Raw genomic sequence first — 14,118 nt, 5'->3', positions numbered from 1 at the left:
CATTAAAAATCAACCATTATGAACAAAAATTTCAACGGAATGTGCTACGCACCATATCCTCACGGATATGATCCATCAACTGCAAATCATACTTTAATCTTCTATGGAAGTGATGTTGCTTATGATTGTATGACTCCTATGTGGGGAAAAGAATATACTTCAAAAGCGGGAAGTCATTGTGATCTTAACGGACCTAATAAGGCCAGAAATGACATCCAGACATTGGCTAATATGGGCGTTACTCTTATTAGATTGTACGATTGGGATCCACGAAATAATCACTTAAATTTTCTGGATTATTGCAATTCATTTAATATCAAGGTTCTGGTATCTGTTTCTTGTTATTTTGTAAAGCCAGGTGATGAAAATGGACTTAAGGATCGAAATACCCAAATTCCTAAATTGATAGATTCTTTTTCTAATAGCCAAAAAACAGATTACCACAGTGCTGTTGCAGGAATTGTTATTGGAAACGAACCTACCAGAAATGGTTATAATTTTCAACACTGTATAGATTTTACAACATCTTGGGCTGATATTGAAGCGTCAAAATATCCTAATTATAGAGAAGTACCAATTGGACATCCGGTTGATTTTGCAAAATATGGCGCTAAGTATCCTTGCTTTGGTTTCTGGGATCCCTTATTTGCAGTCTTAGACAAAAAAACAACTAAAAACTTAAATAAGCGTTTATTCCTGGCACCTCAAACTTATAACAACCGTTTATATTTATTTGAAAATGCTGAAGAATCCGGAAAAGGTTATGTTGATTTAGCATACGAAAAATATCAAAAGCCAATTATATTTACTGAAATCGGACTCGACAGATTAAAACCTAATTATCAAGAATTTGTAGACGGACAACTGGCAGGAAGTATTGAGTACGCTGCTAAAAACCCTGACAAATTATTAGGAATCTGCTTATTTCAATTTGCTGACAAGGTCTGGATTCCCGGAACTACTGAAGGTTCACACGGTACACGCAGTCAAGGCAACGACATAATGTGCACTATTAACTACATAAATGCAGATTTTACACATTGGGATACAAAGGATCCTCTGAATCCTCCTCTGACGGTAAATGCTTTAATCCCTACTCCATTAAATGATATCGTTGTAAAAAATTATAAAAAAACTTAACTATTTATAATTCAAAACTGAATCATAGATCTTAAAAAGTAGATTCCTAAAACCCAAAAAATGGAACAAAATCATATAAAATTATCTGAAGACAAAACACAGACAAGCGCAGCTAATGTCAACGGTAATGCTATACAGTTAAAAGATAACAGGGAATCAAGTTCTGTACAAAAAAAGCTTCTGGAAAAAGCTGTTGGTCAGGAATCTACTTTTAAACCTATTCAGAAAAAAGCAAATAACACAGGTCTGCCTAACAATCTGAAATCGGGAATTGAAAATCTTTCGGGACATTCTATGGATGATGCTAAAGTGCATTATAACTCAAACAAACCTCAACAACTTAATGCACATGCTTATGCACAAGGCACAGATATTCACTTAGCTTCCGGTCAAGAAAAACATCTACCGCATGAAGCCTGGCATGTCGTGCAACAAAAACAAGGCAGAGTAAAACCTACTATGCAAATGAAGGGCCAGGAAAATAGTACTGAAAATGTGTCTTCAGGAACAATACAGAGAATGAAAGTAGAACCTAAACCGGATACTCTAAAAATGTTAGGAAACGATACAAAAACTATCAAAACGTTTAATACTCTTGTAAGTATTATGCAACATGCACTTTTGCCCGTTTTACCGGCTGCTTCTATAGAGATAGAAATAATTAATAAAGGAGAAACAACTCCTGCCTGGAATTATCATAAAGGGACAATATCTCATCCGGGAAATAAAGGAAATATTGGCGTTGAATTAAATAGATGGTATCTCGAAAAAGCTTCAATAGGAAGCTTAATTGGAATGTTTATTCATGAAATTGGGGTACACACTTTTGCAGATAATCTTATGGGAGCTGAAATAACAGATAAGGGGCATTTGGAGGCTAATGACGAAGATGCTGATCTTGCTATTGAATTTAAAGATCAAAGTAATGATCATCGAAATGATATTAAAGGCAAAATAGAAAAATACCCAAATGAAATTGAATCACGAAAGAAAAAAGGGAGGCCAAGATTTCGTGATCATGTAAATCTGGCAAAAAGTCTGGCAGGGGGAAATAGTAAAAGATATAATGTTTATAGAAACCTATATTTTCATGCAGGAGATGCTATAGTAAATAAAATAACAGATGAAAGGAAAAAAGATGAGGCCTTAAAAGATTTAACTTTTTCTTTTTTATTTGATTTGGGAAGAATAGTAGCCACAGATGATGGTAACGCTATGTCTATTTTTAAAAATACAGATGCCATTGGACAGTTAATGATTATCTATCGTGATCGTATAGTAACAGAATTTGTATCAAAGCATAAATGGCTGAAAAATGCTTCGAAAAATATTAAAACAGGTAAATGGCCCTTGCGTCGCTTTTTAGTTGCTCAATTGGGTTCTTTGGCTATTTCTTCAAACCCTCTTGCTCAAACAGCACGTTCTTCTGTTGGAGGTCTAATAGCAGGCGGAATTGTACTGGCAACCGGAACAACTCTTGCAGCAGCAGCAGCTCCGGCAATAGCAACTGGTATTGGTATTGGAATTGGTCTTCATGTTTTACAGAAACTGTTTGGTGTCTGATAAAATTGAGGTTAAAACTTAAATACGGCATTATTCTCCAAAACCAATTCACTACGAAAAGTATTCTATTACTTCAAGAGTCTCCAGAAACACAAAATAAAATAAGAATAAACTTAGAAAAATATGTTTTTCTGATAGTTATATCATATTTATTTTATAATTTTAGTATATCAAATCGAAAAAGCATACTTCAGTATAAGCCTACAAAGATATTCCCTATTACAACTTTCAATAAAGTCTCTGTATTTTGATTGACAAAAATCAAGCTTCTTCAGCTACAATCAATCAAAATTAATATGACACAAAAAAGCGATCTTATGACACGAAAAAACTGTTCTGTGTCATATTATCCGGATTTTACGCATTGGATATTTAATTTTAAACATTGAAAAGAGAAATGATAGCGCTGGAAAGTTTGAAGGAAGAACTACTTCGTAAGAAGAATCCTAAACCAGCCGAAAGTTCTTTAAAAACAGGTAAAAACACCTGTTTCTAAGAGAGTTATATAAAGTAATTTAGCATTGTATTAACATAAAAATATATTTCAATTTAAATCTTGAAATCATTAACAAATCTCATTTATTAACTAACCATTAAACAAAAAAATTATGGATGTATTTTTAGGAACAATTCTAGCATTTGGATTTAACTTTAACCCTAGAGGTTGGCAATTATGTTATGGGCAACTAGTTCCCATATCACAATACAATGCACTCTTTGCTCTACTTGGAACAACTTATGGAGGCAATGGAACATCTACATTTGCTTTGCCTGATTTAAGAGGTAGATCTCTTGTAGGTCAAGGACAAGGGCCAGGCTTAAGCTTTATTAATATCGGAGAAGTAAGTGGTAATGAAAGCATTACGCTTACATCAAGCAACATGCCTATACATGGTCATCCACTAGCTGCGGCTACTTCTCCTATTACTGTAGCTGTCAATGCAATAAGCTTAAAACCAATCAGTAATGATCCTGATGGTGGTAATAATTATTTTGCTGCTGGCGGCAATACTCCAAATATCTATAGTGAAACTGGAGGAACAAGTAATGCAGTTGGTGGTGTAACTGCAGCAATTAGCGGTGCTACAGGTGTTGCAGGTGGTAGCCAACCATTTGGTTTAAGAAATCCTTACCTGGGAATAAACTATTGTATCGCTATGGAAGGAATTTTTCCAAGTAGAAACTAATACAATTAAAATGAAACAGAGGCAATTATGCCTCTGTTTTTTTAATCTCATTTTATGGAAGATATTATTAAAATAGGAATTCTAATTCCAAAATCACAACAATACCCTACTCTGGACAAAGATTTTATGAGAGGATTAAAACTTAATAATCTCAATGTGAAGTTTTTTGTAGAGAGCATTGGTATTGGTGCTGATGAAAAAATGATAATTGATAAAATACAAAAATTAAATTTCCAAGAGGATATATCTATTATCGTTGGTTTTTTTGGGCATTATAATATTTCTGAGGTTTATAACTATACCTCCAAAAACGATATTCTATTGCTTGCTGCAGATACCGGAGCAACTATGCCTTATGAAACATCTCCTTATAAAGGTGTTTACATAAATTCTTTTGGATTAACTGAATCCTGTTATCATTTAGGAACTTATTTAACTGCCAAAAACTATCAAAAAGTCGTAACCTCAACTTCATTTTATGATTCAGGTTATGGTATGCTGGCGGCAATTGAATATGCTTTTAAAGAAAAACCTATTTTTTCAGGCCACTATATTACTCCTTTTGTGCCCAGAGAAGACGAATCTGAATACATGGGGCAATTTATTAACTCGTATGAACCTGATGCTGTTTTTGCTTTCTACAGTGGTTTGTATGCCGAAGAAAATGCCAATTTTATAAACAAAAATAAAATCACTAAAAAGTATCCGTTTTATGTTACTCCGTTTTTTATCAATGATAAAATTCTTGAGGATTATAAAAATGAACCGCACGATCTTTATGTAGTGAGTTCATGGATGCAAAATGATAGTGACAGTAGCAACTTTACAGAGAACTATAAAAATAAATATTCAGAGGAGCCAACGATCTTTTCTATTTTGGGATATGAAAACGGACTTATATTAGAAACCCTTCTTCTGAATGCAGAAAACAATCTTAGTATAAGTTCTTTAATTAACCTGATTAGCAAATTGAATATTACTGGACCAAGAGGCAATATTAAATTTGATAAGGACACTAACAGAACAATATTTAATTACTATATGTATAAATTAAATTTTGATTCTTCTAACGATATAAGCTTTAATAAAATTGAAACATTCGTAAATGACGGGCAATTTACCAGAGCTTTTAATTCATTTACAAAGCCCGATTATGTAGGCGGATGGCAAAATGCCTATTTATGTCATTAAACTAAACTGTATGTTATGAAAAAAAAATTACTCTTATTTATCATCTTTTTGTGTACATTTTTTGTACAACAAAATCTTCGAGCCCAGGCAACCGTCTTGGCGCCAGGTGATATAGCCTTTATTGGTTATCAAGCGGGAACTCCAACCGATGGTTTCTCTTTTATCACTCTTAAAGATATCAATGCCGGAACGCTTGTATATTTTACAGAAGATGGTTGGGGAAACGGTTCATGGATTCCATCAAACCCGGAAACACATTTATTGTGGACTGTACCAGCCTTTACACCCGCTGGTAAAGTTATATCAGTAGTCGAAACTTCGGCTGATACTTTTACAGTCACAGGCTCAAGTGGAGTAACACTTGCGTTGAATACAGGTTTTAATCTTACTAATGCCGGCGACCAGATATTGGCGTATCAATCTGCAACAGGTCCAGAACCGGCATCACCTACGTTTATTGCAGGTATACATGCAGATTTTAATTCTTCAATTTATGACCCTATAACTACATGGACTACGGTAGCAGGTGCAGCAGCAGGTGGAGCATCTGAGAGTTCGTTACCACCTGGTTTAACTAATGGTACAACTTGTATTTCGTTATTTCCGGCACCTGGTCCTGAACAAAATAACAGCAAATATATAGGAACTTTAACAGGTACTGTTGCTGATTTATTGTCTAAAATTAACAATCCTTCAGCCACATACTGGTCACACAGTGCTGGAGCTACTGATTTAGGAATTACTCCTACAAGTTACCCAACACCGGCAGTATCTACTGTTGTTGTTGCAACTGTTTCAACTACTACAGCTACAAGTGTTAAAGCTGTTTCTGCTGTCATGGGCGGGAATTTAACAGCAGATGGTGGTGAAGCAACCGTTCAAAGAGGAATTGTTTGGGCGACAACTGCAGCTCCTACTATTACTGACCATAAAGTTCAGAATGGAACTGGAACTGGAACATTTAGTGCTACTATAACTGGACTTCCCTCAGGAACAACTATTCATTACAGAGCTTATGCTACAAACAGTGCCGGTACCAGTTATGGTACTGAATTGACATTTAATACAGGAGCAGGTTTAGATACCTCATCGACTTCAAAAGTTAATGTCGCGTGTAATGCAGCTGCAACTGGTTCTGCAACTGTAACTGTAACTGGTGGAACATTAAACTATACTTATTCATGGTCACCTTCTGGAGGTACGGGAGCAACAGCTTCTAATCTTACAGCCGGAAATTATACTGTAACTATTACTGATGGTGAAGGAACACAAATTACAAGACCTTTCTCAATTACAGAACCTTCAGTACTTGATGGAGCACCTTCAACAACCGCAGTAACTTGTTTTGGACTAAATAATGGTACGGCAACTATTACTCCATCAGGAGGTGCAGGAAGTTATACTTACTCATGGTCACCTTCTGGGGGTACAGGAGCAACAGCATCTAGTCTTTCATCAGGAACTTATAGTGTTACTATTACAGATGGTAATTCTTGTACAAAAACTATTCCTGGTATTGTTGTAGGAGGACCTACAGCTGCTCTTACTGCAACTTCTAGCACAACTGCTGTTTCTTGTTTTGGAAGCACTAATGGTACTGCAACTGTTACTCCGGCAGGAGGAACAGGAACGAAAACCTATTTATGGTCTAACGGAGCTACAACTGCTACAGCTACAGGACTTGCAGCTGGAACTTATAGTGTCACCGTTAAAGATGCTAATCTATGTTCTACAACTGTAACGGGAATCGTTGTAGGAGGACCTACAGCCGCTGTTAGCGGAACTTATGTTACTACATCGGTGTCTTGTTTTGGAGGAAATAATGGTAGTGCTACCGTTACTCCAGCAGGAGGTGTTGGAGGGTATACTTACTCATGGTCTCCATCAGGAGGTAGCGCGGCAATGGCAACTAGCCTTACAGCTGGAACTTACAGCGTTACTATCACAGATAATAATGGCTGCCCAACTACTGTTACTGGAATTGTTGTAGGCGGACCATCAGCAGGACTTGCGGGAATCGCAAGTACAACTGCTGTTAGTTGTTTTGGAGCATCAAATGGTAGTGCAACTATTACTGTATCAGGAGGTACTCCAAATTACACGTACTTATGGTCAAACGGAGCTACAGGAGCAACAGCATCTGGGCTTACAACAGGAGTTTATAGTGTTGTGGTTACTGATGCTAACGCATGTAGCCGAACTTTCAATAATATTTCAGTAGGATCAGTAACAGCTATAAATCCTGTTCCAACACAAGTAAATGTAAGTTGTAATGGAGATAGTACTGGTTCTGCAACGGTTACTCCTACAGGAGGATCTGGAACATATACTTATCTTTGGACTAATGGCGCAACTTCGGCCACAGCATCAAATTTAGCACAAGGAAATTACTCTGTAACGATTACTGATTCTTTTTCTTGTTCAGTAACACAAGCTTTTACTATTACTGAACCGCCTGTATTAATAGCTTCTCAGGACACATTTACTAATCCGAGTTGTAATACTGGAACAAACGGATCTGCAACTGTTGCAGTTTCGGGAGGAACATTCCCTTATACTTATTCATGGTCACCATCAGGAGGAACCGCAGCTACGGCTTCAGGTCTTTCGGACGGTACATATACTGTTACAGTTACTGATAGTAAAGGTTGTACAACAACACAATCTTTTACACTTGTTCAGCCTTCTGCTTTAGCGGTAACGCCTTCTCATGTTGATATCTTATGTAATGGAGCTGCAACTGGTTCAGCTAGTGTAGCTGTATCAGGCGGAACACCTGGATATACTTACTCATGGTCACCTACAGGAGGAACAGCAGATACTGCTACAGGTTTAACAGCAGGAACTTATACGGTAACAATTACAGATAGTAAAGCTTGTTCAACTACAGAAACAATTACAATAACAGAACCAGCAGCATTAACTGCTACTCCGGGAACAACTGTTAATATAAATTGTTATGGAGATACTACAGGATCAGCTACTGTAAATGTAACTGGAGGAACTGGATCTTACTCTTACTCTTGGGCACCGTCTGGTGGTACAGGAGCAACAGCTTCAGGACTAGCTGCCGGAACTTATATTGTAACGGTAACTGATGATAATATCTGTTCAACAACTCAGACTTTCACTATTAATGGACCAGCAGCTGCCCTTTCAGCAACTACAGCATCAACTGGAGTTAGTTGTTTTGGCGGGTCTAATGGAACTGCAAGTGTTACGGTATCAGGAGGAACGCCTGGTTATTCTTATTCATGGGCACCACTTGGTGGTTCGGCATCATTTATTTCAGGCAGACCTGCCGGAGATTATACTTGTACAATTACCGATTCAAAAGGATGTACATTAACTGAAACTATTACTATTAGTTCTCCTACCGCAATATCTGGTACGATCTCAAAAGTAGACGTTTCCTGTAATGGAGGAACAAACGGATCTGCAACTGTAACCCCTTCTGGTGGAGTTGGTTCTTATACATATTCATGGTCACCTACAGGAGGTAACGCTGCTACGGCATCAGGACTTGCTCAGGGAACTTATACTGTGACTATTCAAGACGGAAATACATGTGGCGCTACAGTAAGTGTTACGATAGACGAACCTTCACTTTTAACAGCATCAATTGCTAAAACTGATGTATTATGTAATGGTGGAGCAACAGGAACAGCGACTATAACTCCATTGGGCGGAAATGGTTCATATACTTATATATGGTCCCCAACTGGTGGTACTGCAGCAACGGCAACTGGTCTGACACCTGGAACTTACAGCTGTTTAGTTACTGATGCTAAAGGTTGTTTTGTATCAGAATCAGTTATTATTAGTGAACCTGCAGTCTTAAGTGCTACAACAAGCCAAATAGATGCAACTTGTTCAACAGCTGGACAAGCAAGTGTAACTGTTAGCGGCGGTGTTAGTCCTTATTCTTATTTATGGTCTAATGGTCAAACATCAGCAATTGCAACGGGATTAGCTGCTGGTAGTTATTCTTGTGACATCACAGATGCTAATCTATGTACGATTACTAAAAACGTTACTATTAATACAACCAATACTTTAATTGCTACTACATCTCAAACTGATATTTTATGTAATGGTACGAGTACAGGTTCTGCTTCAGTAGTTCCAACAGGAGCACCGGGCCCATTTACTTATGTTTGGTCACCGTCTGGCGGAAATAGCGATATTGCAAGCAACCTTTCAGCTGGTAATTATAGTGTAACAATAACTTCTGTAAATGGTTGTTCTATTGTAAAAAACTTTACAATTACAGAACCTACTGCTTTAACAGTTACTCCATCTCAGGTTGATTTATTATGTAACAGTGGAAACAATGGATCTGCATCTGTAGTTGTTACAGGCGGAGCTGGTTCTTACACTTACGCATGGTCGCCGTCTGGCGGAAATGCTGCAACAGCATCAAATCTTACTGCAGGAACTTATACAGTAACTATTACAGATGGCAATTTATGCCAGACAACTCAATCATTTACAATCACAGAACCAAATGCTCTTGTTGCAACAATTGTCCCAACGGACGTTTCATGTAATGGAGGAACTAACGGATCTGCAACTGTAACTGCAACCGGAGGAACTGGTACTTATTCATATTCATGGTCTCCTACTGGAGGAAATTCAGCGACAGCTTCAGGCCTAACTGCAGGAACTTATACAGTTACTGTAACTGATGCAAATAGCTGTTCTACAACTCAAAGTGTTTCAATTGCAGAACCAACCGTATTAGTTGCTTCTATTGGAGTTCAAACAGATATTACCTGCAACGGACTTAACAATGGATCTGCAACTGTAGCCGTAACTGGAGGAACAGGAACTTACACATACGTATGGTCTCCGTCAGGCGGAACTGCTGCAACTGCAACTGGTCTTAGCCCGGGAACTTATACCGTAACAGTTACTGATGCTAACAGTTGTTTTACAACACAAGCTTTTACGATTACTGAACCAACTGTTTTGGCAGCTTCAGCGGCAGGTCAAACTGATATCGCTTGTCATGGAGGATTTACAGGATCAGCAACTGTAGCTGCAACTGGAGGAACAGGAACTTATACTTATTCATGGTCTCCATCAGGCGGAACTGCTGCAACAGCAACAGGACTTAGTGCAGGAACTTATACAGTAATTGTAACTGATGCAAATAACTGTTTTACAACTCAAAGCTTTACATTAACAGAACCTAATGCTCTTGTTGCAACTATTGTCCCAACAGACGTTACTTGTAATGGAGGATCTAACGGATCTGCAACTGCAACCGTAACTGGAGGAACTGGTACTTATACTTATTCATGGGCACCAACTGGTGGAACTGCTGCAACAGCTTCAGGATTAGCGGCCGGAACTTATACTGTAACGGTTACTGATGCAAATAGCTGTACAACAACTCAAAGTGTCTCAATTGCAGAACCAAGCGCATTAGTTGCTTCTATTGGAGGTCAAACCGATGTTACTTGTAACGGTCTTAACAATGGATCTGCAACTGTAAACGCAACTGGAGGAACTGGAACTTATACGTATTCTTGGTCTCCAACTGGCGGAACTGCTGCAACTGCAACAGGACTTAGTCCGGGAACTTATACAGTAACAGTTACTGATGCAAATGCTTGTTTTACAACTCAAAGTTTTACAATTATAGAGCCAACGGTTTTAACAGCTTCAGCAGTAGGTCAAACGGATGTTTCTTGTCATGGAGGAACTACAGGATCTGCAACTGTAACTGCAACTGGAGGAACAGGAACTTATACATACTCTTGGTCTCCATCAGGCGGAACTGCAGCAACTGCAACAGGACTTGCAGCAGGAACCTATACAGCAACTGTAACAGATGCTAACAACTGTACTTCAACACAAAGTTTTACAATTACAGAACCTAATATACTTGCTGTATCTATTGTCCCAACAGACGTTACTTGTAATGGAGGAACAACAGGATCAGCAACTGCAACCGTAACTGGAGGAACTGGTACTTATACATACTCTTGGTCTCCATCAGGCGGAACTGCTGCAACAGCAACAGGACTTAGTGCAGGAACTTATGTAGTAACTGTAACAGATGCAAATAGCTGTACTACAACTCAAAGTGTCTCAATTGCAGAACCAAGCGCATTAATTGCTTCTGTAGCAGGTCAAACTGATGTTACTTGCAACGGACTTAACAATGGGTCTGCAACTGTAAACGCAACTGGCGGAACAGGAACTTATACATACTCTTGGTCTCCATCAGGCGGAACTGCTGCAACAGCAACAGGACTTAGTCCGGGAACTTATATTGCAACAGTAACAGATGCAAATAATTGTACTGCAACACAAAGTTTTACAATTACAGAACCAACTATTTTAACAGCTTCGGCAACAAGTAAAACAGACGTAACTTGTAACGGACTTAACAATGGATCTGCAACTGTAACTGCAGCCGGCGGAACAGGAACATACACATACGCATGGGCACCTTCTGGTGGAACTGCTGCAACTGCAACAGGTCTTAGTCCGGGAACTTATACAGTAACTGTAACAGATGCAAACAATTGTGTTGCAACACAAAGTTTTACAATTGCACAACCAGCTGTACTAACAGCTTCAGCAGTAGGTCAAACAGATGTTACTTGTAACGGACTTAGCAATGGATCTGCAACTGTAACTGCAACTGGAGGAACAGGAACTTATACGTACTCATGGTCTCCGTCAGGCGGAACTGCTGCAACCGCAACAGGACTTGCTGCAGGAAATTATACTGCAACGGTAACAGATGCTAACAACTGTACTTCAACACAAAGTTTCACAATTACAGAACCTAATGCAATTACTGTAACAATTGCTCCAACAAATGTAAATTGTCATGGAGGAACTACAGGATCTGCAACAGCAACAGCAATTGGAGGAACTGGTACTTATACTTATTCATGGTTGCCAACTGGTGGAACCGCAGCAACAGCAACAGGTCTTATTGCAGGAACTTATACAGTAACTGTAACAGATGCAAATAGCTGTTCTACAACTCAAAGCGTAACGATAACTGAACCAAACTTAATAGTTGCTTCAATCTCAGTCGACTCAAATGTTACTTGTAATGGAGAAGCTAATGGATCTGCAAGTGTAGCTGCAACCGGAGGAACAGGAACTTATACATACGCATGGGCACCTACTGGTGGAACTGCTGCAACAGCAACAGGACTTGTTGCAGGAAATTATACTGTAACAGTAACAGATGCAAATGGATGTAGCGCAACTCAAAATGTTGCAATCACTGAACCATCTGTCTTGACTGCAGTAACTACACAAACTGACGTAACTTGTCTTGGAGGAACTGATGGATCTGCAACCGCAACTGCAACTGGAGGAACAGGTTTATATACTTATATATGGACTCCATCAGGTGGAACCGCAGCAACTGCAACAGGACTTAGCGCAGGAAATTACACTGTAACTATTACAGATTCAAATGGATGTGCAGTGACAAAATCACTTAACATAATAACAATTCCAGACGTAACAGCTCCGGTACCTAACTTGGCAACATTGCCAGCTATCAATGCTAGTTGTTCAATATCAGCAGCTCAGATTACTGTTCCAACAGCAACTGATAACTGTGCTGGAATAATTACTGCAACTACAACAGATCCTTTAAACTATACAACTGTTGGAGCTCACGTAATTACATGGAGCTATGATGACGGACATGGAAATGTTTCAACTCAAAATCAAACAGTTAATATAACAGCATCTCCTTTAGATCTGGTAACATTCATAGACACAGAGTTTACTTATAACGGAAGTCTTAATACTATACAAGTAGGAAATCTTCCTGCAGGAGCAACAGTAAGTTATGCAATAACTCCGGCAACAGGAACACCAAATGGAGCAATAAATGCAGGTGATTACAGCATAACAGCGACAGTAACACCATCTGCAAGTACGCCAAATTGTTCTCCTGTTACTCTAACTGCGCAGCTTACAATTAAAAAAGCAGCACAATTAATTACTTTTGCAGCGTTACCAGTTAAAATTCTTGGAGCAAATAATACCTTCAATTTAGCTGCAATTGCAAATTCAGGATTAGCAATACGTTACTCATTTACCTCTCCTACTGCCCTGCCGGCTGCAAATGTATCTGCAACTACAGGTTTAGTAAATTTATTAAGAGCAGGTTCAATATCAATTACTGCACATCAGGATGGTGATAGCAATTACTTACCAGCTCCAGATGTTACTCAACTTCTTGTGATCAAGAACAATGATGTATCAATTGCAAAAATTACTATTGGAAGCCAAACATTCCTGACTCCTGGTAATAATATCAAATATGTAATGGTATGTGATGAAAATAATCCAAGTGTTTCTATTGTAAATGAGACAAATGCTGTAATTTCTCCATCTGCTAACTTTAATATCAGTACTCCAAAACCTGGAATTTATACACAAAACGTAACAGTTACTTCTGAAGATGGAACTGTAAGTAACAATTATACGATAACTGTAGAAAAACCATTTGGATTCTTTGATATCGTTCGTCAAAAATTCAATAACGTACTTCTTGTAAATAACAATCCTTTAACAAATGGAGGTTACGAATTTGTATCTTACGAATGGTTTAAAAATGGTCAGCTAATTGGAACAGGTCAATATTATACAGCAGGAAATGCTCTTGGAACAACATTAGATCCTACAGCAGATTACAGCGTAAAAATGACAACAAAAGATGGAAAAGTACTTCAAACTTGTAACAGTAAAATTAAGTTGACTAAAATTGCAGAAGCGAAACTTTATCCTAATCCAATTAAAACAGGAAAAACGATTACTGTAGAAGCAGATTTCCCATCAGAAGAATTAGAGAATATGCAAATTACTCTTTATTCTGTAACAGGTCAATTGATCAAAACAGTTAAATCTACTTCAATACAAACTGAGATACAATTACCTGAGGCAGAAGCAAGCATGTATATTGTAGTTGTTGAAACTGCTAATATCAAGAAAACACTAAAAGTACTTGTAAATAAATAAAATCTGTCAGTGCTATTCATTCAAT

General features: G+C 38.1%; 5 protein-coding genes. All 5 read left to right on the top strand.

The window, feature by feature from the left end; genetic code table 11:
- Window positions 1-18: 18 nt before the first annotated feature.
- The 5 genes from C8C83_RS20100 (at window position 19) to C8C83_RS20080 (ending at window position 14,093) form a co-directional block, all read left to right on the top strand.
- The gene (locus C8C83_RS20100; protein WP_121330353.1) at window positions 19-1,140 is read left to right on the top strand and encodes a hypothetical protein; all 1,122 of its coding nucleotides are present in this window, start codon (window positions 19-21) and stop codon (window positions 1,138-1,140) included.
- 60 nt (window positions 1,141-1,200) lie between these two features.
- Window positions 1,201-2,703 (top strand): DUF4157 domain-containing protein, encoded by a 1,503-nt coding sequence (locus tag C8C83_RS20095; RefSeq protein ID WP_121330352.1) that lies wholly within the window; start codon window positions 1,201-1,203, stop codon window positions 2,701-2,703.
- A 608-nt stretch (window positions 2,704-3,311) separates the two neighbouring features.
- Window positions 3,312-3,890 carry a tail fiber protein gene (locus C8C83_RS20090; RefSeq protein WP_121330351.1) on the top strand — a complete coding sequence of 193 codons (579 nt, stop codon included), beginning with the start codon at window positions 3,312-3,314 and terminating at the stop codon, window positions 3,888-3,890.
- 54 nt (window positions 3,891-3,944) lie between these two features.
- Window positions 3,945-5,081, top strand: coding sequence for an ABC transporter substrate-binding protein (locus tag C8C83_RS20085; protein ID WP_121330350.1), 1,137 nt, complete (start codon window positions 3,945-3,947; stop codon window positions 5,079-5,081).
- Between the two features lie 15 nt (window positions 5,082-5,096).
- Window positions 5,097-14,093 carry a T9SS type A sorting domain-containing protein gene (locus tag C8C83_RS20080; RefSeq protein WP_121330349.1) on the top strand — a complete coding sequence of 2,999 codons (8,997 nt, stop codon included), beginning with the start codon at window positions 5,097-5,099 and terminating at the stop codon, window positions 14,091-14,093.
- Window positions 14,094-14,118 lie beyond the last annotated feature (25 nt).

Source organism: Flavobacterium sp. 90 (genome assembly GCF_004339525.1).
In the GTDB taxonomy this organism is placed as follows: Bacteria; Bacteroidota; Bacteroidia; order Flavobacteriales; family Flavobacteriaceae; genus Flavobacterium.
Note: the sequence above shows the minus strand (reverse complement) of the source record. Positions and strands in the feature narration are given on the sequence as shown.